The organism is Cupriavidus sp. 01L46 (assembly GCF_056399905.1).
Genome location: NZ_JBFTSF010000022.1, coordinates 16,258 through 38,006, shown reverse-complemented (window position 1 = coordinate 38,006; position 21,749 = coordinate 16,258). Strand labels below are relative to the sequence as shown.

At 67.2% G+C, this 21,749-nt stretch carries 24 protein-coding genes; 7 read left to right on the top strand and 17 right to left on the bottom strand.

All coding sequences use genetic code 11. The features are described 5' to 3' along the window. Positions 1-8: 8 nt before the first annotated feature. From lpdA to AC1DS3_RS06120, 10 genes are all read right to left on the bottom strand, one after another. Positions 9-1,409, bottom strand: a complete 1,401-nt coding sequence (gene lpdA / locus AC1DS3_RS06165; RefSeq protein WP_477126849.1) for a dihydrolipoyl dehydrogenase — start codon at positions 1,407-1,409, stop codon at positions 9-11. Positions 1,410-1,419: 10 nt separating this feature from the next. After that, positions 1,420-2,664, bottom strand: a complete 1,245-nt coding sequence (locus AC1DS3_RS06160; protein WP_477109345.1) for a pyruvate dehydrogenase complex dihydrolipoamide acetyltransferase — start codon at positions 2,662-2,664, stop codon at positions 1,420-1,422. A gap of 1 nt (position 2,665) precedes the next feature. Beyond that, positions 2,666-3,151 (bottom strand): VOC family protein, encoded by a 486-nt coding sequence (locus tag AC1DS3_RS06155; RefSeq protein WP_441636175.1) that lies wholly within the window; start codon positions 3,149-3,151, stop codon positions 2,666-2,668. A 45-nt stretch (positions 3,152-3,196) separates the two neighbouring features. Beyond that, a complete protein-coding gene (locus AC1DS3_RS06150) occupies positions 3,197-5,386 on the bottom strand; it encodes an alpha-ketoacid dehydrogenase subunit alpha/beta (protein ID WP_441636173.1) in 2,190 nt (729 codons plus the stop codon). A gap of 58 nt (positions 5,387-5,444) precedes the next feature. After that, positions 5,445-6,269, bottom strand: coding sequence for an SDR family NAD(P)-dependent oxidoreductase (locus AC1DS3_RS06145; protein WP_441636171.1), 825 nt, complete (start codon positions 6,267-6,269; stop codon positions 5,445-5,447). Continuing rightward, complete coding sequence (locus AC1DS3_RS06140; RefSeq protein WP_441636169.1) at positions 6,266-7,000, bottom strand: ABC transporter ATP-binding protein; 735 nt, start codon at positions 6,998-7,000, stop codon at positions 6,266-6,268. The genes AC1DS3_RS06145 and AC1DS3_RS06140 overlap by 4 nt, the downstream gene beginning before the upstream one ends. Continuing rightward, entirely contained in the window at positions 6,997-7,755 is a 759-nt protein-coding gene (locus tag AC1DS3_RS06135; protein ID WP_477126848.1) for an ABC transporter ATP-binding protein, read from the bottom strand. Before AC1DS3_RS06135 ends, AC1DS3_RS06140 begins: the two co-directional genes overlap by 4 nt. Continuing rightward, the gene (locus tag AC1DS3_RS06130) at positions 7,752-9,047 is read right to left on the bottom strand and encodes a branched-chain amino acid ABC transporter permease (protein WP_477126847.1); all 1,296 of its coding nucleotides are present in this window, start codon (positions 9,045-9,047) and stop codon (positions 7,752-7,754) included. Before AC1DS3_RS06130 ends, AC1DS3_RS06135 begins: the two co-directional genes overlap by 4 nt. 2 nt (positions 9,048-9,049) lie before the next feature. Then, positions 9,050-9,991, bottom strand: a complete 942-nt coding sequence (locus AC1DS3_RS06125) for a branched-chain amino acid ABC transporter permease (protein ID WP_477126846.1) — start codon at positions 9,989-9,991, stop codon at positions 9,050-9,052. 117 nt (positions 9,992-10,108) lie between these two features. Next, positions 10,109-11,356: a branched-chain amino acid ABC transporter substrate-binding protein gene (locus AC1DS3_RS06120; protein ID WP_477126845.1), complete on the bottom strand. Its 1,248-nt coding sequence runs from the start codon at positions 11,354-11,356 to the stop codon at positions 10,109-10,111. A 426-nt stretch (positions 11,357-11,782) separates the two neighbouring features. Here AC1DS3_RS06120 and AC1DS3_RS06115 point away from each other — a divergent pair, with 426 nt between their 5' ends. Further along, a complete protein-coding gene (locus AC1DS3_RS06115) occupies positions 11,783-12,487 on the top strand; it encodes a FadR/GntR family transcriptional regulator (protein WP_477126870.1) in 705 nt (234 codons plus the stop codon). Positions 12,488-12,553: 66 nt separating this feature from the next. Here AC1DS3_RS06115 and AC1DS3_RS06110 read toward each other — a convergent pair whose 3' ends face one another. Together AC1DS3_RS06110 and AC1DS3_RS06105 are read right to left on the bottom strand one after the other, a co-directional pair. Further along, on the bottom strand, positions 12,554-13,138 hold the full coding sequence (locus AC1DS3_RS06110; RefSeq protein ID WP_477126844.1) for a hypothetical protein: 585 nt from the start codon (positions 13,136-13,138) through the stop codon (positions 12,554-12,556). 106 nt (positions 13,139-13,244) lie between these two features. Then, positions 13,245-14,141, bottom strand: a complete 897-nt coding sequence (locus AC1DS3_RS06105; protein ID WP_441636159.1) for a LysR family transcriptional regulator — start codon at positions 14,139-14,141, stop codon at positions 13,245-13,247. 116 nt (positions 14,142-14,257) lie between these two features. Here AC1DS3_RS06105 and AC1DS3_RS06100 point away from each other — a divergent pair, with 116 nt between their 5' ends. From AC1DS3_RS06100 to AC1DS3_RS06080, 5 genes are all read left to right on the top strand, one after another. Further along, entirely contained in the window at positions 14,258-15,379 is a 1,122-nt protein-coding gene (locus AC1DS3_RS06100; protein ID WP_477126843.1) for a muconate/chloromuconate family cycloisomerase, read from the top strand. 37 nt (positions 15,380-15,416) lie between these two features. Further along, a complete protein-coding gene (catC, locus tag AC1DS3_RS06095; protein WP_416051144.1) occupies positions 15,417-15,695 on the top strand; it encodes a muconolactone Delta-isomerase in 279 nt (92 codons plus the stop codon). A gap of 91 nt (positions 15,696-15,786) precedes the next feature. Continuing rightward, on the top strand, positions 15,787-16,773 hold the full coding sequence (locus AC1DS3_RS06090; protein WP_183037122.1) for a tripartite tricarboxylate transporter substrate binding protein: 987 nt from the start codon (positions 15,787-15,789) through the stop codon (positions 16,771-16,773). A gap of 7 nt (positions 16,774-16,780) precedes the next feature. Next, positions 16,781-17,563, top strand: coding sequence for a 3-oxoadipate enol-lactonase (gene pcaD, locus AC1DS3_RS06085; protein WP_441636156.1), 783 nt, complete (start codon positions 16,781-16,783; stop codon positions 17,561-17,563). A 165-nt stretch (positions 17,564-17,728) separates the two neighbouring features. Next, on the top strand, positions 17,729-17,935 hold the full coding sequence (locus AC1DS3_RS06080) for a FitA-like ribbon-helix-helix domain-containing protein (protein WP_441636154.1): 207 nt from the start codon (positions 17,729-17,731) through the stop codon (positions 17,933-17,935). A gap of 79 nt (positions 17,936-18,014) precedes the next feature. Here AC1DS3_RS06080 and AC1DS3_RS06075 read toward each other — a convergent pair whose 3' ends face one another. The 4 genes from AC1DS3_RS06075 to AC1DS3_RS06060 all read right to left on the bottom strand — a co-directional run bounded on the left by AC1DS3_RS06075 (position 18,015) and on the right by AC1DS3_RS06060 (position 20,433). After that, the gene (locus AC1DS3_RS06075; RefSeq protein ID WP_477126842.1) at positions 18,015-18,854 is read right to left on the bottom strand and encodes a DUF3047 domain-containing protein; all 840 of its coding nucleotides are present in this window, start codon (positions 18,852-18,854) and stop codon (positions 18,015-18,017) included. An 86-nt stretch (positions 18,855-18,940) separates the two neighbouring features. Beyond that, complete coding sequence (locus tag AC1DS3_RS06070) at positions 18,941-19,498, bottom strand: cyclic nucleotide-binding domain-containing protein (RefSeq protein WP_441636150.1); 558 nt, start codon at positions 19,496-19,498, stop codon at positions 18,941-18,943. Next, positions 19,495-19,632 carry a hypothetical protein gene (locus AC1DS3_RS06065; RefSeq protein ID WP_441636148.1) on the bottom strand — a complete coding sequence of 46 codons (138 nt, stop codon included), beginning with the start codon at positions 19,630-19,632 and terminating at the stop codon, positions 19,495-19,497. The genes AC1DS3_RS06070 and AC1DS3_RS06065 overlap by 4 nt, the downstream gene beginning before the upstream one ends. Before the next feature lie 57 nt (positions 19,633-19,689). Further along, complete coding sequence (locus AC1DS3_RS06060; protein WP_441636146.1) at positions 19,690-20,433, bottom strand: SDR family oxidoreductase; 744 nt, start codon at positions 20,431-20,433, stop codon at positions 19,690-19,692. Positions 20,434-20,590: 157 nt separating this feature from the next. Here AC1DS3_RS06060 and AC1DS3_RS06055 point away from each other — a divergent pair, with 157 nt between their 5' ends. After that, positions 20,591-21,514 carry a LysR family transcriptional regulator gene (locus AC1DS3_RS06055; RefSeq protein WP_441636144.1) on the top strand — a complete coding sequence of 308 codons (924 nt, stop codon included), beginning with the start codon at positions 20,591-20,593 and terminating at the stop codon, positions 21,512-21,514. Positions 21,515-21,528: 14 nt separating this feature from the next. Here the strand turns inward: AC1DS3_RS06055 and AC1DS3_RS06050 are convergent, their stop codons facing one another. Further along, positions 21,529-21,711: a hypothetical protein gene (locus tag AC1DS3_RS06050; RefSeq protein ID WP_441636142.1), complete on the bottom strand. Its 183-nt coding sequence runs from the start codon at positions 21,709-21,711 to the stop codon at positions 21,529-21,531. Positions 21,712-21,749 lie beyond the last annotated feature (38 nt).

The window sequence follows — 21,749 nt, the reverse complement described above, 5'->3', positions numbered from 1 at the left end:
TCCCGTGTTCAGATATGCAGTGCGCGCCCGTAGGCCGCGAGCACGGCTTCGTGCATGGCCTCGGACATGGTCGGGTGCGGCAGGACGGCGGCCATCAGGTCGGCCTCGGTGGTCTCCAGCGTCTGCGCGATGGCGTAGCCCTGGATCATCTCGGTGACCTCGTCGCCCACCATATGGGCGCCGAGCAGTTCGCCGCTGCCTGCGTCGAACACCACTTTCACCAGGCCCGCGGTGCTGCCCATGGCAATGGCCTTGCCGTTGCCGACGAAAGGAAACTTGCCGACCTTGATCGGCTGGCCGCGCTCCCTGGCCTGTGCCTCGGTGAGCCCCACGCTCGCCACTTGCGGATGGCTGTAGGTGCAGGCCGGAATACGTGTGGCATCGAGCGCATGCGGATGCAGCCCGGCAATCCGCTCCACGCAGATCACGCCTTCGTGGCTGRCCTTGTGCGCCAGCCACGGCGGGCCCGCCACGTCGCCGATGGCATACACGCCGGGCTCATCGGTGCGGCCGAAGCCGTCGGTCACGATATGCGTCTTCTCGACCTTGACGGCGGTCTGCTCCAGGCCCAGGCCTTCCACGTTGCCGACGATGCCCGCCGCCACCAGCACAACGTCGACGTCGACGCTCGCGCCGCCGGACTTGCCGCCTTGCAGCGCGACGGACCAGCCCTGCCCATTGCGCTCGGCGCTCTTGATGCTGGTGCCGGTATGCAGCACGATGCCTTCCCGGCTCAGGCTGCTCGCCACCTGTGCGCAGATGTCGGCATCTTCCACCGGCAGGATGCGCTCCGCCATCTCCACCACCGTCACCTCGGCACCCACCGCGCGATAGAAGCTCGCGAATTCGATGCCGATGGCGCCGGCGCCGACGATCAGCATGCGCTTTGGCACCACGGGTGGCGCCAGCGCCTCGCGATAGGTCCAGACCGTCTTGCCGTCCGCCGGCAGCGCGGGCAACTGGCGGGCGCGCGCGCCGGTGGCAAGCAGGATGTGGGCGGATGCAACGAGTCTTGTCGAGCCATCCGGCGCGGTGACTTCCAGCGTTCCCTTGCCCGCCAGCCGCCCGTGGCCGTTGAGCACGGTCACGCCGTTCTTCTTCATCAGGTGGGCCACGCCCTTGTTGAGCTGCGCGGCCACCGCGCGGGAGCGGGCCACCATGGCCGGGAGGTCGGCGGCAGGCGATGCGGCATGCACACCGTAGGCCGCCGCGTCCTTGACCAGCCGCAGCACATCGGCGGATCGCAACAGCGCCTTGGTGGGAATGCAGCCCCAGTTCAGGCAGATGCCGCCCAGGTGCTCTTTTTCGACCAGCGCGGTCTTCATGCCTAGCTGTGTGGCGCGGATGGCGGCCACGTAGCCGCCCGGGCCACCGCCTACGACGATCAGGTCAAATGAGGAGTTCGCCACGTCATGGTCCTTAGATCAGCATCGACAAGGGGTTTTCAAGCAGGCGCTTGAACGCGGCCAGCCATTGCGCGGCCAGTGCGCCGTCGATGGCGCGGTGGTCCACCGAGAGCGTGCAGCGCATGACCTGCCCGGCCTTCAGCGCGCCGTCTTCCACCACCGGCACCGCTTGCGTGGCGCCCACGGCAAGGATGGCGGCCTGCGGCGGATTGATGATGGCGGAGAACTCGGACACGCCGAACATGCCCAGGTTGCTCACGCTGAAGCTGCCCCCCTGGTACTCCTCGGGGCGCAGTTGCGAAGCGCGCGCACGCGCGGCCAGGTCGGCGATTTCGGCGCTGATGACGGACAGCGGCTTGGTATCGGCAGCGCGCACGATGGGGGTGATCAGGCCGGCGTCCGTGGATACCGCTACCGCGATATCGGCCTGCTGGTACTGGCGCATCGCCGTATCGGTCCAGCCCACGTTGGCCGCCGGCACCTCGCGCAAGGCGACCGCCACGGCGCGCACGATGAAGTCGTTGACCGAGATCTTGCGCGGCGCACCGGCGTTGATCTGCGCGCGCAGCGCCAGCAGCTGCTCCATGCGGCAATCCGCCGTGAGGTAGAAATGCGGGATGGTGGCCTTGCTCTCGCTCAGCCGGCGCGCGATGGTGCGGCGCATATTGCTGTGCGGGATTTCGGTGAACGCTTCGCTGGCCCGCGCTTGCGGTGCGGCGGGGCGCGCAACGGCAGGTGCGCTGGCAACGGCAGGAGCCGCGGCGGCCTGCTCGATATCGCGCTTGACGACGCGGCCATTGGGGCCGCTGCCGCGCAATGCCGCGAGGTCCAGCCCGCGCTGCGCCGCCAGGCGGCGCGCCAGCGGGCTGGCGAAGATGCGTGCGGCATGCGGTGCAGCAGTCGTGGCAGCAATCGTGGCAGCAGCAAGCGCCTCGCCAGCGGATGCCGCCACGGCTTCAGGCGCTTGCGCGCCGCCACCCGCCGCCGCGATCAGCGCATCGATATCCACGCCGGTTTCGCCATTGACCAGCAGCACGCCGATGGGCGCGCCCACCTCCACGTCCTGGCCCGCCGCCACCAGGCGGCGGCCGAGCACGCCGGCCGAATCGGCATTGAGCTCGACCACGGCCTTGTCGGTTTCGATCTCGGCGATGCAGTCGCCAACGGCAATCGTATCGCCTTCGTTCTTGGTCCACGCTTGCAGCGTGGCCTGGGTGGCATTGGCCGCCACCTCGGGCATGCGTAGCAGGGTGGCCATGTCAGGCAGTCCTTGGTTGCAGGTCGGGGCGGTAGGCGGCGATATCCGCGTACTGCACGATCTCCAGCACATTGCCTTCGGGATCGCGGCAGAACGCCAGGTAGGTGCCGGGGCGCACTTCGATGCGCTGCGGGCCGGTGAGGAATTCCACATCGGCGGCGAGCAGCTTGTCGACCACGCTCTGGATGTCGTCCACGATAAAGGTCAGGTAGGTGGCGTTGGCCTTGTCGAGGATGTACTCGGGAGCGGGCGCGGGCGCGGGCGGCTGTACGGGGGCCAGCAGCTTGATGCGCTCGCCATGGTTGGTCTGCAGGCGCACCGCGGTGTAGCCGCCGGCGTGCATGGCCGCCTGCATGGCATTTGCCGCTGGCACGGCCACTTCGCTGACAAAGGCGAAGCCCAGCACCTGCTCGTAGAAGCGGCGCATGCGCGGCAGGTCGCGCACGGCGATGCCGACCTCCAGGGGAACAATCACGTTCAGGGTCATTGGTATTCCTTGGGTTCGTTCAGTTGGCCAGGCGGGCATCGGGACTCACGCCGCGCCCTTGTCGCGCATTACCTGGCGCAGGCCCTCGGCCACTTCCTCGGTGCGGGCTGCGGCGGCGCGCTCCAGCACCTTGGAGATGCTCGGCGCGGCCTCGGCGCCGGTCACGCGCTGCACGGGCTGGTCCAGCCAGTCGAAGTAGCGGCGCTGGATTTCGTCGGCCAGCCATCCGCCATAGGAGGTACCCCGCGCGCCTTGTTCGGCGATCAGTACGTTGTTGGTCTTCTTCACGCTCTGCGCGATGGTGTCCCAGTCAATGCTGGCGCGGTCCAGCCAGCGCAGGTCGATCACCTCGGCGTCGATGCCGGTTTGCGCCACCGCTTCGAGCGAGTGGCCGACCATCGACAGGTACGTGATGACAGTGACATCGCCACCGCTGCGGCGTACCGCCGCCTTGCCCACCGGCAGGTGATAGTCGAAGTCATCCACGGGGCCCACGCCCGAGGCGTTGTACAGGTCCACGTGCTCGATCACCAGCACCGGGTCCTTGCACGCCAGCGCGGTGTTCATCAGGCCCACGTAGTCGAACGGCGTGGACGGCGCCACGATGCGCCAGCCCGGGCTGGTGGCGAAGATGCCGGCCGGGTCCATCGAGTGCTGCGAGCCATAGCCCGTGCCCATCGCTACCTTGGTGCGCAGCACCAGCGGCACGTCGCTCTCGCCGCCGAACATGTGGCGCGCCTTGCCGATCTGGTTGAAGATCTGGTCGGCCGCCACCCACATGAAGTCCGGGTACATGAACTCCACCACGGGCTTGTAGCGTCCGTCCAGCGCCAGCCCGCCGCCCAGGCCCACGAACGCGTTCTCGCTGATCGGCGTGCCCAGCACGCGGTCCGGGAAGTTGTCGCGCAGGCCGCGGGTGGCGCCGTTGGTGCCGCCCTTGAGGCGGTGCACGTCCTCGCCCATCACCACCACCGACGAATCGGTCTCCATGCGGCGTTGCATGACGTCCGCCACCACGTCGATGAACTTGCGCTTGTCCAGCTTGCCGGAGAAGCCGGCCTCGTCCTCGCAGCGCAGGCCTGCCAGCTCGCTCAGGTCGCCGCGGATGCCCACATCGCGGAAGTCCGGGCTCGGCCACAGCTCAGGCCGGATGCGGCGCTTGCCCGGCTTGCCGGAAGGATCGGCTTCGGTCAGTGCGGCCATGGCGTCGCGCATGGCTTGCTTGATGCGCTCACGCAGCGCGGCGATCTCGTCGGCGCTGATCAGGCCGCGCGCCTGCATGCGGCGCGCCATCAGTTCGAGCGGATCGCGCGCGCGCCATTGCTGCTCTTCTTCCTTGGTGCGGTAGCCAAAGGCGCTCCCCGGGAAGGGGCCGTTCTGGTGGAAGAAGCGGTACAGATCGGCTTCGATGATCGTCGGGCCCTTGCCGGCACGCATATGCGCCAGCGCTTCCTGCGTGGCCAGGTACACCGCCAGCGGGTCCATGCCATCGACCTTCCAGCTCGGGATGTTGAAGCCCATGCCGCGCGCGGACAGGCGCGGCTCGGCGGTGGACTCTTCCACCGTGGTGGAGACGGCGTAGCGGTTGTTCTCGATAAAGAAGCACAGCGGCAGCTTCCACGCGGCGGCCAGGTTCATGGTTTCCAGCACCGAGCCGATATTGACCGCGCCGTCGCCGAAGTAGGTGATGGCGACCGCATCCGTGCCGGCATGCCGGTGCGACCACGCCGCGCCCGCGGCCATGGGCACGCCGCCGCCCACGATGGCATTGGTGCCCAGCGCGCCGGCCTCGGCCCACTGCAAGTGCATGGAGCCGCCACGGCCTTTGCAATAGCCCTGCGCCAAGCCCAGGATTTCCGCCAGCGTGCGTTGCAGCAGCGTTTGCACGTCCGCCGGCAGCGGTGCGCGCGGATCGATGCCGTTGGGCGCGAGGTAGCCCAGCGCCTTGGAGACAAACTGGTGATGCCCGCGATGCGAGCCGTTGATCTGGTCGGCGCCGGTCAGCGGCACGATGGAGCCGGCGGCGCCGCCTTCCTGCCCGATGCTGGAATGCGCCGGGCCGTGGACCAGGCCTTCGGCGGCGAGTTCGAGCACAGCCTCCTCGAAGCCGCGGATCAGGTGCAGGTGGCTCAGCAGGGTGCCGAGCAGGGCCGGGTCTGCCTTGGCCCAGTCTTCCTCGGTGGTGCGCAGTTCCACCCATTCGGCGGCGGGGCGCAGGGCGCTACGTTCAGACATTTGAGAATCCTTGATTACCGTTCGATGATGCTTTCAATCGTGCTGGGGAACTGCGTGCTCAGAAGCCGTCGGCGGTCCAGCCGCCATCGGAGACCAGCGCATGGCCGGTGATGAACGCGGCCGAGTCCGATGCCAGGAAGAGGGCGACCTCCGCCATCTCTTCCGGCGCGCCAAAGCGGCGCAGCGGCGTGCGCGCCAGCAGCGCCTCGCCGTCGATGGCCTTGCTGGCGAGCAGCGTTTCCATCAGCGCGGTGCTGGTGTAGCCCGGGCAGACCGCGTTCACGCGGATGTTGTACTCAGCCCATTCCGCCGCCAGCGACTTGGTGAGCGACACCACGCCAGCCTTGGCGGCGCAGTACGCCAGGCGCCGCGCGGACGAGGCCAGGCCCCACATCGACGCGGTGCTCAGGATGGAGCCGCCGCCCTGGCGCACCATGCGGCGCGCCGCCGCCTGCGTGCAGAAGAACACGCCGGAGAGGTCGATCTCGATGGCGCGGCGCCAGTCGTCGGGCGTCAGTTCCAGCGACGGCTTGTTCATCGAGATGCCGGCGTTGTTCAGCAGGATGTCGATGCGGCCAAAGCGGGCCTCGGTGGCGGCGCAGGCGTGCTCCACGGCCTCGGGGTCGGTGATCGAAGCCTGTACCACTTCGACCTGCGCTTCCGGGCAAGCCGCTTCCAGTTCCGCCTTGGCGCTGGCGAGTCCTTGCGCATCCAGGTCCAGCAGCATCAGGCGCGCGCCGTGCCGGGCAAAGCCATGCGCCATCGCGCGGCCGATGCCGCTGGCGCCGCCGGTGTTGAGCACGACCTTGCCGGCCAGGCCGGGGTAGCTGGCGCGCGCAAAGGGCTGCGCGTTCGGGTATCCAATAGGCAAAGAGGTGCTCATACGGCTAACCAGTCCTTCAGAAGTTGGGTATTGGAAGTGAGTTGTTCGGGCGTGCCTTCAAAGACGATGCGTCCGTGGCCCATCACGCAGACGCGGCTCGATACCTTCAGCGCGATGGCGAGCTTCTGCTCCACCAGCACCACCGAGACGCCCCGGCGGTGGATGTCCTGGATGGCCTCGCCAACCACCGTCACGATCTTGGGCGCGAGGCCTTCGGTGGGCTCGTCGATCAGGATCACCAAGGGGTTGCCCAGCAGCGAGCGGCACATGGTGAGCATCTGCTGCTCGCCGCCGGAGAGGCTGCCGGCCTTGGTGTTGCGGCGCTCCTTCAGGCGCGGGAAGTAGTCGAACATCTGCTCGAAGGTCCATTGCGGCGCGCCTTCGGTGGCGCGCTGCTCGCCCATGCGCAGGTTTTCGTCCACCGTCAGGTTGGCGAAGACCTCGCGCTCTTCCGGCACATAGGCAATGCCCTTGCGGCAGATCGCATAAGATTGCGCGCCGGCCAGATCGCGCCCGCGCAGCCTGATGTGGCCGGCGCTTGGCGGCACCAGGCCCATGATGGCCTTGAGCGTGGTGGAGCGGCCCGAGCCGTTGCGGCCCAGCAGGCTGACCACTTCGGCCCGCCCTACCTGGAAATCCACGCCGTGCAGGATGTGGCTCTTGCCGTAGTGCGCGTGCAGCCCTTGCACGCTCAGCAGCGGATCGGCGCTTTGTAGKGACTGCGCGCTCATACCGTGACCTCCTCGCCCAGATAGGCTTCCTTGACGCGTGCGTTGTTGCGGATCTCGTCCGGCGTGCCGGTGGCGACGATCTCGCCGTAGACCAGCACGCTGATGCGGTCGCTGAGCGAGAACACCACGTCCATGTCGTGCTCCACGATCAGCAGCGTGCGGCCCTGCGCGATCTCGCGGATCAGGCCGKCGGTGTAGTCGGTTTCTTCCTGCGACATGCCCGCCATCGGCTCGTCGAGCATGATGACCTTCGGGTCCGAGGCCAGCGTCATGGCGATCTCCAGCGAGCGTTGCTCCGAATACKACAGCTCGCCGGCGATGGTTTGTGCGCGCCCGGCCAGCCGCACCTGTTCGAGCAGGTGCTGGGTCTCGTCGCGCACGGCACGCACCTTGTGGGCGAACTTCCACAGCGTGTATTGCAGGCCGTGGCGCCGCATGACGGCGAGGCGCAAGTTCTCGAAAACCGTGAGGCCCGCGAAGATATTGGTGATCTGGAACGAGCGCGCCAGGCCGCGATGGTTGATGCTCTGCGGCGACAGGCCGTGGATCGGCTCGCCGTTGAGCATGATCTCGCCTTTGGTCAGGGGCAGGCGCCCGGAGATCAGGTGGAACAGCGTGGACTTGCCGGCGCCGTTCGGGCCGATCAGCGCGTGGCGCTCACCGCTGACGAGATCGAGGTCCACGCCGCGGATGATGTCGACGTCGCCGAAGGATTTGCGCAGTCCGCGCAGGGAGAGCATCGCTTGCGTGTTCATGCCGGGTTMCTCMGGACGTTGGTGGCCGCGGTGGCGGGCGCGTCGATGGCGGGGGTGGCGTCCTTCAGGCGCAGCCAGCGCCTGTTGGCCAGGCGGGCCGTGGCGATGCCTGCCACCAGCAGCGCCGCGGGCACCAGCCAGGTCAGCGGCGAGATGGGATCCCACTCGCGGCCAAACAGCGCAATCGCGGGCCAGCCGCCACCATTCAGGGCCGCCATGGAGCGGTAGTCTTGCGAGAAGAAGCGCTGCAGCATCTCCACCGTGAACACCGTGCCGCCCGCGAGCAGCAACGTGCCGATGATGAATGCCAGCGCCATGGGCAGCAGCGCACGCAGGCCATAGGTCTTGCTGTGCGTGGCGAAGGACTTGATCAGCCCGGCCAGGCCCGTCGGCAAGAACATCATCACCAGCACGAAGACAATGCCCTGGTACAGCAGCCACGAACGCGTCAGGTCGGATACCGCATAGCCGAAGAAGGTCATCACCGCCGCGCCCAGTGCCGGGCCGAGGAAGATCTTCACGCCGCCGATATAGCTGTTAAGCACCACCGCCGCGGAGGCGGATGACTCGAACACCACATAGTTGGCCGCTTCCATGTTGAGCGCCTGCAGCGCGCCCGCGATGCCAGCGAACATGGCCGAGACGGCGAACACCAGCACGCCGAGCCGGTGCGTGTCATAGCCGAGAAAGCGCAGGCGGTTGGCGTTCTCGCGCAGGCCCAGCGTCAGGCGGCCCACCGGCGTCAGCGTGAACAGGTACAGCAGCGCCAGCGACAGCAGCACCCAGAACAGGGTCAGGTAGTACACCTGGTTGCTGTCGCCGAAGGTGAGGCCCCACGCCGGCATGCGCATGGTGGACAGGCCCGCCTCGCCGCCGAACCAGCCCTTCAGGTGCGGCGCCAGCGAGTGCAGCAGTTCGGCCAGCGCCAGCGTGATCATGGCGAAGTAGACGCCGGTGCGCTTGGTGGCGAACCAGCCGGCGGCCAGGCCGGCGACCAGGCCCAGGGCGCCGCCGGCCAGCGGCAGCAGCGGCGTGGGCAGCAGGCCGTTGCCGCCGAAGGCGTTCATGGCGTGCACGGTGGCAAAGCTGCCAATGCCGAAGTACGCCGCATGGCCRAACGACAGCATGCCGCCCTGGCCGCTCAGCAGGTTGAACGAGGCSGCGAACAGCACSGCGATCAGCATCTGGATGGATGCGTTGACCAGCGATTGCGATAGCACCATCGGCAGCGCCAGCAGCGCGCCCACGCCGAGCAGCAACAAGGTCTTCTGCGTGTTGGAGAGGTTGGTCATGGTTACTCCTTCTCGCCCATCAAGCCTGACGGACGGACCAGCAAGATCAACAGCATCAGCGCGAACGGGATGGTCCCGGCCAGGCTGGAGAGTTTCAGGGTCATCAGCCCGCCGGCTTGTTCGGCCCAGGCGCCCGCCCCGGCCAAGGCCAGCAGGTCGGCCAGGCTGCGATCGATGCCGACCGAGAGCGACGTGATCAGCCCGATCAGCAGCGAGGCGAGCATGGCCCCCTCCAGCGAGCCCAGGCCGCCCACTACCACCACGACGAAGACCATCACGCCGAGTTCCAGCGCCATGTTCGGGTTGGTGGTGTAGAACGCGCCCGCCACCGCGCCGGCCAGGCCCGCCAGCGCCGCGCCGATGCCGAACACGCCCATGAAGACCAGCGGCACGTTGTGGCCCAGCGCCTCGGCCATGCGCGGCTTGTAGATCGCCGAGCGCACCACGATGCCGACCCGGGTGCGCGTGAGCAGCAGGTAGATCACGGCGAACATGGCCACGGCGATGCCGCCCATKAACACGCGATAGAAGGGATAGGAGGACACGCCCAGGTGGAAGGCCGCGAAGTCCAGCGACGCCGGGATGCGGTAGTCCACCGGGAAGTTGCCAAAGAACAGCTTGATCAGTTCGGCAATGATGAAAGACAGGCCAAAGGTCAGCAGCAGCTCATGCGCGTGACCGTGGTGATGGACGCGGCGCAGGAAGAAGCGCTCCACCGCCACCCCGGCCAGCCCGACCAGGATCGGCGAAACCACGATGGCCGGCCAGAAGCCGATTGCGCCCTGCAGCGTATAGGCAAAGTAGGCGCCCAGCATGTAGAACGACGCATGGGCAAAGTTGAGCACGCCCATCATGCCGAAGATGAGGGTCAGGCCAGCGGAAACCATGAACAGCAGCAGGCCGTAGATGGTGCCGTTAAGCAATGAGACGACGAGGTATTCCATGAAGGCTTCCTTGGAACGAGGCTGTGCGGCCAACTGGCGCATGGCCGTACTTGCCAGCGCCCGCGCCGCAGCGGCGCGAGCGTGGCTGATGTTGCTAGGGTGGCTTGGGCAGGGGAATCAGCTGGGGCGCTGCATCTTGCAGCTGGCCTGGGCCGGCGTGGCGGCCTCGGCGGCAGAGAAGGTCTTGACCGGCTTGAAGCCCATGTCGGTGCCGTCGACCTTGAACTTCGCATCCTTGGCGACCACGGACACCACCATCGGCAGCAGCACCTGGTGATCGGCGGCGCGCATGCTCATCTCGCCCAGCGGCGATCTGACCTTGGCGGTTTCGAGCGCCTTGGCCAGTGCGCTGGTGTTGAGCTTGCCGCCTTCCGGCTTCACGGTCTTCAGTGCTTCGCCCAGCATCTCCACCGCGAACACCGTCTGTGGCTCGATGTAGGCGGGCATATGGCCCTGCCTGGCCTTGAAGTCGTTGGCGAAGCGCTCACTGTCGGCGCCACCCGCCTCGACATTGAAGGGGTGGGCAACATAGTGGCCCAGCGCCACGTCGGCGGCGTTGCCGATATTGCCCGGCTGGTCGAGGAACACGGTGGCAAAGCGCGTCTTCAGGCCGGCTGCCTTGCTGGCCTTCATCAACAGCAGCAGGTCGTTGGACCAGTTGCCGGTGATCACGCTGTCTGCCTTGGCGGCAGCGATCTTGGCCACGTAGGGCGAGAAGTCCTGCACCTTGTTCACGTCATGCAGCGTCTTTTCCACCACCGTGTAGCCGCCGGCGCCGGCGTAGTCGCCGATGGCCTTTTCCATGTCGACGCCCCAGGAGTAGTTCTGGTTGATMGAATACACGCGGGTGCCCAGCGCATGGAGCGGCTTCATCGCGCCGACCAGCGCCTTGACGCGGATCTGCGCGTTGGTGGCGAACTTGAAATGGTAGAAGTGGCACTTCTCGCCGGTTAGCTCCATGGCTTCGCCGCCGACGTTCATGAACAGGATTTCCTTGCCCGGATTGCGCAGGTTGAACTTGCGCACGTCCTCGGTGATCTGGCCGGACACGGCCGACGACGAACCTTGCATGACGATCTGGGCGCCATCGGCAACGGCCGCCTTCAGCTTGTCCGCCGCGCCTGCCGGGCCGCCCTGGTTGTCGTACTCGACCAGCTGGAGCGGCTCGCCGTTCCAGCCCCCGGTGGTGTTGATCTTGTCGATCGCATAGCGCGCCGCTGCGCGGAACATCAGGCCGGTGGATGCCTGCGGGCCGGACAGCGTCTCGACCAGCGCAATCTTCACCGGCGCCGCCGATGCCGTGCCCGCCAGCACGGAGAGTGCCGCGGCTGCGAACAAAGGACGGGTAATGCGGCTACCGCTCATGGGTGTCTCCTGGCTATTGTTTGGATTCATCTGGCGGGCGCCGAAACTGGCCCGTCATAGTGGTCTGACCTGTGGTTAAAGTGGTCTGACAGGTTTACTATAAGGAGATGGGCGGCGATCGTCAACGGCGACTTGCGCGCCATGAGGGTTTCTACCGAGAGTCCGATCGGATGTGTATCCGCGTGGCGGAACGAAGGGCTTATACCCTTGAAGGGCTTGGCTTGTGGACGAATAACGGGTGCCGGCACCGCTTCGTGCTGGTACATTCCACACGTTTCATGCGCGCTAAGACGTGCTACATTGACCTGTAAGACCAATTTAGAATCGAGCGCCAGCCAGAGGCTGTCTGGCGCCAGGGAGCCCGTATTGAACAAGACAGTGCCCGGCGCCGCGGCGCCGCCGCCCACCCAGCGCCCGGAGGGAACCATGTTCCATCCCGAGCCCAAACACCTGCCGGACGAGATCGCCAGGCGCCTGATCCAGGCGATCCAGGCGGGCGAGTTCGCCGTGGGCGACCGCCTGCCCAGCGAGCGCTTGCTGTGCGAGCAGTYCTCGGTCAGCCGCGCGGTGGTGCGCGAGGCCCTGTCGCAGCTCAAGTCGGAGGGGTTGGTTGCGCCCAAGGCGGGCAGCGGCGTGTTTGTGACCGAGCGCAGCCAGCGCCAGGCGTTTCGCATGCAGGATGTGGCCATCGACGAGAAAGACTCGCTGGCCATGGTGATGGAACTGCTGGTGACGATCGAAGTGGCGGCCACCAGGTTCGCGGCCATGCGCCGCACGCCTGAAGACCTCAAGCGGATCCGCCGCGCGCTGATTGGCATGGAGTACGAGATCGCCAACGACAGGCTGGGCGATGAAGAGGACTTCGCCTTTCACCAGGCCATTGTCGAGGCGACGCACAACCCGCACTTCCAGGCGTTGAGCGAACACCTGGAGCACGGCGCGCGGCGCGTGATCCGGCAGGCGAGGAGCAATACCAAGAGCCATCACGCGGACATGGTCGAGGCCGTGCAGGAAGAGCACAAGACCATCTACGACGCGATCGTGGCGGGCGACGCCGAGCGGGCGGCGGAGGCGGCGGAGACCCACCTTCGCAACGCCGCCAAGCGGCTGAACATGTACCTCAAGGGGTGACTGGCGGGGCGGCCGGCAACTGCCGATGGGCAGTCCGCGTTCTTGTCCCGCCCGGGCTTGCCTGGTTTATTCCAGCCCGGCCAGGCCCAGCTGGAAGCGCTGGCTCAAGCGCTCGCCGCTGGCTAGCAACACGCTCACTTCCACCCCCGATGCCATCGCCTGGCAGGCTGCGCGGCTGGTGCCGGAGACCGACACGCTGGCACCCTGCGGGCAAACGCACACGGCATGCCTCTGGCCCTCGGTATCGACCGTGACCGCGCCGTAGCCGGCCCGCATCGACAGGCCGGAAGCCTGGCGCCAGGTCCATGCGGACGGGGGAAGTGAGGMGGTGATGTCGGTGCCGTCGTCCCGCAGCACCGCTGCGGTGGCGGTGACCCGGGGCACACCCGGCGTCAGCGGCGTGTCGGCGTAGGTGAGTTGCAGGCGCCAGGCGCAGTCCGGCGCCTGGCCGGAGGTGGCGTTGCGCGCCGTGGGCGGGTGGAGCAAGGTGAGTGCTACCTCACCTTGCTCGCTGCTCCAGGCCTTGCGCAGCGTGTCCCCGCACGCTTTTAGCAGCGCAATGAGCAGGCTGCCCGGCCGTGGCTTGGCTGTCCTGCTGCCGCGCTGTGGCGCGGCGCGGCCCGATAGTGACCCTGAGTGCATCGATGGCACGATTTCCCCGTATCCTTTTTATAAAGTCACTCTACAAACCGAGCGGCCTTCGCGCATCACCCATTCATGGGATGCCGCCGGGTTTTCTTATGGCCGGGGCKGGATTTCAGGCCGATGGCGGTGTCCCGGCCAGTTCGCCGACGCGCCTGACCACCTCGGCCAGTAGCGCCGAGCTGTCGTCGCTGCGATAGCTCATCATCACTGGTGAGGTAAAGCCGGGGGCGTCAATCGGCACGTAGGCCACGTCGTCGCGGTGCAGCCGCTGCACGGATGCCGGCACCAGGCAGATTCCAAGCCCCGCAGCCACGAGGCCGATGGCGGTCTGCAGCTCATTGGCCTCCTGCGCCACGCGCAACTGCAGGCCCTGCGTGCGGAACAGCGCCAGCACGTGATCGGCGTAGCTGGGGCGGGGCCGCGCCGGGTAGAGCACGAAGGGGTGGGCCGCCAGCTGTGCCGGCGTCATGGGCGGACCCTTCAGCGCGGCGTGGCCGCTGGGCACGGCGGCCATCAGCGGCTCGGCCATCACCACCGTGCGGGTGATGGCGGGGTCGTCCAGCACGATGCGGCCAAAGCCGACATCGATGCGGCCGGCCTTGAGCGCTTCCATCTGCTGTACCGTGGTGAGTTCGGACAGGCCGACCTCGAGGGCCGCGTCGGAGCCGCGCACCTGGCGGATCAGCTCCGGCAGGAAGCCATAGAGCACCGATGGCACGAAGCCGATGCCGAACCAGCGCTTTTCATTGCGGCCGATGCGCCGCGTGCCTTCCACGATCTCGTCGATGCGCTGGTTCAGCTGCAGCGATTGCTCCAGCAGGAAGCGGCCGGCCTCGGTCAGCCGCACCGCGCGCGCGGAACGGTCCAGCAGCACGGTGCCGATTTCGTCCTCCAGCTGGCGGATCTGGCGCGACAGCGGCGGCTGGGCGATATGCAGGCGCTCAGCCGCGCGGGTGAAGTTGAGTTCGGCCGCGACGGCCTGGAAATAACGCAGGTGACGTAGCTCCATGATCCCATCCTTTCATACTTAAAAGGTATTGATCGGGACATACTCGGTCTTGGACACCCTGGATGTCAAGCCACATACTGCTTCTCAACGTATTCCATACTTGGCAGACACCCAGCATGAAAGCAACCGTCACCTCCGTCGAAGCCATCCTGGTCGACCTGCCCACCATCCGGGCGCACCAGCTTGCCATGACCACCATGCAGCGCCAGACCCTGGTGATCGTGCGGCTGCGTTGCAGCGACGGCATCGAGGGGATTGGCGAAGCCACCACCATCGGCGGCCTGAGCTACGGCGACGAAAGCCCCGAGGGCATCAAGCTGACCATCGATACCTACCTGGCACCTGCACTGGCCGGCATCGACGCGTGCAATATCCACGCCGCCATGCAGCGCCTGGCTTCGGTGGCGCGGGGCAATCGCTTTGCCAAGTCGGCGCTGGAGTCCGCGCTGCTCGATGCGCAGGGCAAGCGCCTGGGCCTGCCCMTGTCCGAGTTGCTGGGCGGCGCGGTGCGGCCGAACCTGGCCTGCCTGTGGACGCTCGCCAGCGGAGACACCGGCCGGGATATCGAAGAAGCCGAAACCCTGCTGGCCGAGCGCCGCCACAACACCTTCAAGCTCAAGATCGGGCGTCGCAGCGTGCGCGACGACGTGGCTCATGTGTCGGCCATCAAGCGCGCGCTGGGCGACCGTGCCCGCGTGACCGTGGACGTCAACCAGGCCTGGAACGAAGCCGATGCCGCCACCGGCATCGCCATGCTGGAAGCCGCCGGCATCGATCTCGTCGAGCAGCCGGTGCCGCGCGAGCAGCGCGGCGCGCTGGCCCGGCTGGCGGCGCGCTTCGTGGTGCCGGTGATGGCCGATGAGGCCGTGTGCGGTCCCGAGGATGCGATGGAACTGGCGCGCATCGCCGGCGCGGACGTGTTCGCGCTGAAGATCTCCAAATCCGGCGGCATCTTCGAGATGCTGCGCACGGCGGCGGTAGGCGATGCGGCCGGCATCGCGCTGTACGGCGGCACCATGCTGGAAGGCAGCGTGGGCACCATCGCCGCTGCCCACGGCTTTGCCACGCTGCCGCGGCTGGCCTGGGGCACCGAGCTGTTCGGCCCGCTGCTTCTCAAGGATGATGTGGTGACGGCCCGCCCCGAGTACCGTGACTTTGCCTTGCACCTGCCGGTTGGCCCGGGGCTTGGCCTGACGCTGGACGAAGACAAGCTGGCCCATTACCGCCGCGCCGCCTGAGGCGCTGCCCAAGCAAACATAGACCGAGGATTCAAGCATGTTGTTTCTGGTGAGAATGGACGTAAAGATGCCCGCGGACATGCCGGCCGCGCTGGCCGACGAGATCAAGGCGCGCGAGAAGGCGTACTCGCAGGACCTGCAGCGCCAGGGCAAGTGGCCGCATCTGTGGCGCGTGGTGGGCGAGTACGCCAACTACAGCGTGTTCGATGCCGAGTCCAACGACGAACTCCACACCATGCTCTCCAGCCTGCCGCTGTTCCCGTACATGGAAATCCATGTCACGCCGCTGGCCAAGCACCCGTCGTCGATCAAGTAAGCCAGCCGGCGCGCCGTTACCCTGAATACCGCCGCGGCCTCCGCTGGCCGCGTTCCAACACCAACTCCGAATCCATTTGGAGGAGACTCTGATGCGCTTGCCATTCCTGCGCGCGTGGGCCGCCTGCGCCTGTGCGCTGGCCACCCTGGCCGTGCTGCCGTCGGCCGCCCACGCCGACACCTATCCCGATCACCCGATCCGCTGGGTCGTGCCATTCCCCGCGGGCGGCGCGATGGACAATATCGCCCGCACGCTGGGCGAGGAAATGTCGAGGAGCCTGGGCCAGTCCATCGTGGTGGAAAACCGCCCCGGCGCTGGCGGCAATATCGGCGCGGAGATGGTGGCGCGCTCGCCCGCGGATGGCTACACGCTGATCATCGTGGCCAACGGCATGGCGGTGAACCCCGCGCTGTACGGCCGGCTCAGCTATGACCCGGTGAAGGATTTCGCGCCGGTCTCGCTCCTGGCGGTGGTGCCTAACGTGCTGGTCACCAGCAAGGCCAAGAAGCTGCCCGCCACGGTGCCCGACCTGATCGCCGCGGCGCGCGCCACGCCGGACAAGTACACCTATGCCTCCGCCGGCAATGGCACCTCGATTCACCTGGCTGGCGAGCTGTTCACCTCGCTCACCGGCGTCAAGATGCTCCACGTGCCCTACAAGGGCAGCGGCCCGGCCATGACGGACCTGCTGGGCGGCCAGGTCGACTATATGTTCGACAGCATCACCTCGGCCAAGCCGCATATCGACTCCGGCAAGCTCACGCCCATTGCGGTGACCACCGCCAAGCGCTCGTCGACGCTGCCAAACGTGCCGACCCTGGCCGAAGCCGGCGTCAAGGGCTATGACCTGTCGCCATGGTTCGCCGCCTTCGTCCCGGCCAAGACGCCGCCCGCCGTGGTCGCGCGCCTGAACCAGGCCATGGTGGACGCGCTGGCCAAGCCGTCGGTGCGCACCCGCCTGGCCGCCATCGGCGCCGAGCCGATCGGCAGCACGCCCGCGCAGCTGGGCAAGCACCTCGCTGCCGAAACCGATAAATGGGGCAAGCTGATCCGCGAACGCGGCATCCGCGCGGACTGAGAACGCCATGACCACTGCATTCCACCAAGGCATCGCGCTGCACTACGAGATCGAGGGGGCGCCCCACGCACCCGTTCTGGTCATGTCCAATTCGCTGGGCACCGACATGCAGATGTGGGCGCCGCAGATGGATAGCCTGCTGCCGCGCTTTCGCGTGCTGCGCTACGACACCCGCGGCCACGGGGGCTCCGGCCTGCCGTCCCCGGCGCCGTTCGGGTTTGCCAAACTCGGGCAGGACGTGCTGGCCATCATGGATCACGCCGGCATCCAGCGCGCGCATTTTTGCGGGCTGTCGATGGGCGGCATGACCGGCATGTGGCTGGCTGCCAATCACCCCGAGCGTTTCGACCGCTTCGTGCTGGCCAATACCGCCGCCCTCATCGGCCCGGCCAGCGGCTGGGACACGCGCATCCAGACGGTACGCAGCCAAGGCATGGCCGCCATCGTCGACGCCGTGCTGGCGCGCTGGTTCAGCGCCGCCTGGCTGGCCGGCAACGCGGCGCGCATCGCGCCGGTGCGCCAGATGCTGCTGGACGCATCGCCCGAAGGCTACACGGCCAACTGCGCCGCCGTGCGCGACGCCGACCTGCGCGAGCAGCTGCCGCGCATCGCCAGCCCGGTGCTGGTGATTGCCGGCACGCATGACATGGCCACCACACCGGCACAAGGGCGCGAAGTGGCGCAAGGGATTGCCGGGGCGCGCTACGTGGAGCTGGACGGGGCCCACTTGTCGAACTGGGAGCAGCCGGAGGGGTTTGCGCAGGCGGTTCGCGGGTTCCTGGCAGGCTGAGGCCTGCCGGACGCCGTTCACGCAGTCGCGCGTCGATTGCAACGTCGATATCATGACAGCCGGGTCTAGGACCGGCCACTCAACTATCCCCTCCCGCTACCCTGGCAGGATGTGTGCTGGGCAAAATCTRCTATGGTTTTGCCAACGCATCAGGGGGATATGAGCATGGCCAGACTTGTGGTTCGCGGTGTTGACGAATTGCTGGTGCACAAACTGCGCGAGCGTGCTGCTGCAAATGGGCGCAGCGAAGAGGCGGAACACCGCGAGATTCTCATTCAGGCGCTGAGACAAACAACGCGAAATAGTTTGGCCGAAGTACTTGCGAGCATGCCGGACGTTGGTGAGGATGCCGATTTCGCGCGCTGCACTTGAGCCGACTAGCTGAAGACATTGTGGCGAAGTGACGTTGGCGAGGGCCAAGGCGGACCTGACGCGGTGGCCCTCGTTTTCACTACTTTGCCGCCCCGAACCGGATATCCCCATACCAGGCACGCGCGTTCCCTCCCGTGTTGTCGGTATCGGTGAGCAGGCCGTAGGCGATCAGCTTGCCGGGCTTTTCCTTGAAGGCATGCTCGAAGTCCCGCTCCACGTTGCGGCTCAGCGCGAGCCACTTGCCGGCGGCGTCGGGCCCGCCTGACACCACGATCATCTTGATCCGCGAGGTGTGGGGATTGTCGATGACCGTGCCGACCGGCGCGGTGTTGGACCAGATGTACATCAGCGTGGCATAGGGCAGTTCCTCGCCCGCCAGCATCTTGGCGAGCTTGATGGCGGTGCGCTCGCCCAGCGATAGCTTGTCCGTATCTCCATCGAACATGAACACCAGGCGCGCCGGCGCGTCTTCCTTGGCGGCGACGCTGTTGTCGGCCGCATCGATCGGGTGTTCCACCCTCCAGCGCCAGCTGACCTGCGGGGTGGCCTCCAGGTCCAGGTTGTTGCCCTTGTGCATCAGCGCCGAGGCGGAGGCGGCCGCGTCGGCTTCGAGCACCGTGGCGTGGTCCTCCGCCACCAGGCTGTAATGGGTCAACGTCTTGCCGTGCGCCACCGGCAGGTTCTTCCACCCGGCCGGMAACGCGCCGCCGGGCGTGCCGGCGGAGAAGGCGGCGCCGGGGGCGGCGGGGGCCGGCGCCGATGCTGCCGATGCCTGCGCTTGGGCCGGCGCAGCGTGCGCCAGCAGCAGGCCGCACGCTAGCAGGGCGGCCAGCCCGTGAGCGCGCGGCGCCACCGAGCGGGTGGAATGCGCCAAAGCCAGATGGGGGGTCATGATCGATTGCCCGATGGTCGCCGTCATTGTTCTTATTGTCTCCATTGTAGGCAGCGGCCCGGGCCTTTGTGTGCGCGACGTGTTGCCGTTCGCGCTAGCGGCGCACCTGGTGACTAGGGCGCTGCCTGCGGCCCTTGCGCGCCGGCCGGCGCATTGCCGAAGATCTCGGCGTAGTAGCGGTAGCCCGCGTCCAGATGCTTGCCCAAGGCAAAGCCCTGGGCCAGCATCGCGTCGAACTCGGCGCGGGCGATCTGCATCACGTAGCTATGCCCGGTCGCCACCAGGCGGCAGGCACCGCTGGCCTGGCGCGCGCTGAACCACTTGCCGGAATCGGCATGGCCGGCGCGATAGGCCTGGCCATCGTGTTCGAGTTGCCAGCCGCCGTCGAGCAGCACCCAGGCATCGGTGGCGCCCGCGCCTGTGCATTGGGTGATGACGGTGCCGGGTTCCACCTCCCACTCGCGGGAATGATCGATGGTCCAGCGCAGTTGCGCGGTGCTCAGGCTGGTGAAGAACGGGGTCTTCCTCAGCAGGTAGAGGTAAGTCTTGGAGGCTTTCATGGATTTGCCTTGGGCGATAGCGGCATCGTCTTGCCGCGCCGGTTGCGCCTCGCCAGCGGCGAGGACAGCCGGCAGCAACGCGGCGCACGCAAGTTGGATCCATCGTTTCATCGTCGTTCCTGCCGGTGAGCAAGGGCCGCGCCGGGCCCGTGCCCGATGCGGGGGGCCAGCGCCTGCGCGCTCGGTTTGCCGATGCCCGTGCCCGCGCCGGTGACGACAATGACTTGTTGATTGGTGCTTTGCATGATGTTCCCCCTTTTACGTCGTGCGTGGCGATGCGTGGCCCCGTGTTGCGCGAGCGATCAGGCCACGCCGCCGTTGGCGCGCAGGATCTGCCCGTTGACCCAGCCGGCATCCGGGCCGGCGAGGAAGGCGACGACGCAGGCGATGTCTTGCGGCTGGCCCAGGCGTTGCAATGGAGGCATCTTGGCGAAGGCCTGGATCTGCTCTTCGGTCTTGCCGTCGAGGAACAGCGAGGTAGCGATCGGGCCCGGGGCCACCGCATTGACCGTGATGTCGCGCCCGCGCAGTTCCTTGGCGAACACGTGCGTGAACGCTTCCACCGCCGCCTTGGTGGCGTTGTAGACGGCATAGCCGGGCATGTTCAGCGCCAGCGTGGTGCTGGAGAAATTGACGATGCGCCCGCCGTCGGCAAGCCGCGCGGCGGCTTCGCGCAGGGTGTTGAAGGTGCCGCGCACGTTGATGTCGAAAGTCTGGTCATAGAGCGCGTCGCTGGTGTCGGCCAGCGGTACCGTCTTGAGCACGCCGGCGTTGTTGACCAGCACGTTCACCTTGCCCAGTTGCTGCTCGGTGATCTCGAACAGGCGGCGCACATCGTCGGCCTTGGACACATCGGCCTGCACTGCGATGGCCGACGCGCCAGCGGCCTTCAGCTCGGCCACGAGGGCATCGGCCTGGGCCGCGCCGGCCGCGTAGTTGATGGCGACGGCGAAACCGTCTTGTGCCAGACGCCTGGCTACGGCGGCGCCGATGCCGCGGGATGCGCCCGTGACGATGGCGACTTGGGTGGGGTTGGCGTTGCGCATGATCCGTTTCCTTTCTGGTGGTGGGTTGGTGAAATGGATCATGGACCATTCCCATGCAAAGATAATTGGTGGAGAATTGATATCATTGCTCCATCTGCATTAACAATACGGCGCCCCTGGGTCTTTCATTGCCCACTCCGGCCCCGTTCAGCTACGCATGGACCGATTCCAGGAAATGCAGGCTTTTGTGCGCATTGCCGAGCGCCAGAGCTTCACCCAGGCCTCCGAAGACCTGGGGATCCCGCGCGCCACCATCACCACCCTGATCAAGCGCATGGAACACCGGCTCGGCGCCCGGCTGCTGGAGCGCACCACCCGCACGGTGCGGCTGACGCACGACGGCGAAGCGCACTACCGGCGCTGCGTGCGCCTGATAGCCGACCTGGAAGAAGCGGAGGGGTCATTCAGGGATACCGCGCCCAAGGGCCTGCTGCGCGTGAACCTGCAGGGGACGCTGGCCCGGCATTTCGTGGTGCCGGTGCTGCCGGATTTCCTGGCGCTCTATCCCGAGCTGGAAATCCATATCGGCGAGGACGACCGGCTGGTCGACCTGGTGCGCGAGGGGGTGGATTGCGTGCTGCGCGCGGGCAACCTGCAGGACTCGTCGATGGTGGGGCGCCGGGTTGCGCTGCTGGAGCAGGTGACCGTGGCCAGCCCGGCCTACCTGGCTCGCTATGGCGAACCGGCGGATCTTGATGCATTGCCGGCGCATCGCGCGGTCAACTACATCTCCAGCGGCACCGGCAAGGCAGTGCCACTGGAATTTACGGTAGCTGGCCGCGTGACGGCCGTGCAACTAGCGGCCGCCATTTCGGTCACTGGCGCCGATCTCTACACCGGCGCCTCGGTGGCCGGGCTGGGGCTGGTCCAGGTGCCGCGCTATCGGGTGGCAAGGGAGCTGCGGGAGGGCCGCTTGCAGGTCGTGCTGGCGGACCTGCCGCCGCCGCCGATGCCGGTGTCCGTGCTGTATTCGCAGAACCGCCAGCTATCGTCGCGGGTGAGGGTGTTCGTGCAATGGCTGCGCAACGTGTTCGAGGCGGGCGCCGAGGGGAACCAGGGCTTGATTCCCCTCGGCGCCTGAGGCGCGCCGGCCGGTTACTTCCGCACGTTGGACGGCAGCACCGAGTTCCGGCTCGCCTGCTTGGCGGATTGGCCCGATTGCGCCGACGGTCCCTTGCCGCCCGATGACGACTTTTGCGATGCAGCCCCGGCTACGCCTACGCCGGCGCAGAGCAGGATGGCCAGCATTGCCGCCGGTGCATTTTTTCGCATGCTCATGATTGACTCCCATTGCGTGGCTGGTCCGCCTCGGGGCG

Excerpts from the sequence above, each read along its gene's own strand:
- AC1DS3_RS06160 (WP_477109345.1), bottom strand. The coding sequence starts at position 2,664 with ATGGCCACCCTGCTACGCATGCCCGAGGTGGCGGCCAATGCCACCCAG.
- AC1DS3_RS06155 (WP_441636175.1), bottom strand. The coding sequence starts at position 3,151 with ATGACCCTGAACGTGATTGTTCCCCTGGAGGTCGGCATCGCCGTGCGC.
- AC1DS3_RS06150 (WP_441636173.1), bottom strand. The coding sequence starts at position 5,386 with ATGTCTGAACGTAGCGCCCTGCGCCCCGCCGCCGAATGGGTGGAACTG.
- AC1DS3_RS06145 (WP_441636171.1), bottom strand. The coding sequence starts at position 6,269 with ATGAGCACCTCTTTGCCTATTGGATACCCGAACGCGCAGCCCTTTGCG.
- AC1DS3_RS06105 (WP_441636159.1), bottom strand. The coding sequence starts at position 14,141 with ATGGAGCTACGTCACCTGCGTTATTTCCAGGCCGTCGCGGCCGAACTC.
- catC (WP_416051144.1), top strand. The coding sequence starts at position 15,417 with ATGTTGTTTCTGGTGAGAATGGACGTAAAGATGCCCGCGGACATGCCG.
- AC1DS3_RS06090 (WP_183037122.1), top strand. The coding sequence starts at position 15,787 with ATGCGCTTGCCATTCCTGCGCGCGTGGGCCGCCTGCGCCTGTGCGCTG.
- pcaD (WP_441636156.1), top strand. The coding sequence starts at position 16,781 with ATGACCACTGCATTCCACCAAGGCATCGCGCTGCACTACGAGATCGAG.
- AC1DS3_RS06080 (WP_441636154.1), top strand. The coding sequence starts at position 17,729 with ATGGCCAGACTTGTGGTTCGCGGTGTTGACGAATTGCTGGTGCACAAA.
- AC1DS3_RS06070 (WP_441636150.1), bottom strand. The coding sequence starts at position 19,498 with ATGAAACGATGGATCCAACTTGCGTGCGCCGCGTTGCTGCCGGCTGTC.
- AC1DS3_RS06065 (WP_441636148.1), bottom strand. The coding sequence starts at position 19,632 with ATGCAAAGCACCAATCAACAAGTCATTGTCGTCACCGGCGCGGGCACG.
- AC1DS3_RS06060 (WP_441636146.1), bottom strand. The coding sequence starts at position 20,433 with ATGCGCAACGCCAACCCCACCCAAGTCGCCATCGTCACGGGCGCATCC.
- AC1DS3_RS06055 (WP_441636144.1), top strand. The coding sequence starts at position 20,591 with ATGGACCGATTCCAGGAAATGCAGGCTTTTGTGCGCATTGCCGAGCGC.
- AC1DS3_RS06050 (WP_441636142.1), bottom strand. The coding sequence starts at position 21,711 with ATGAGCATGCGAAAAAATGCACCGGCGGCAATGCTGGCCATCCTGCTC.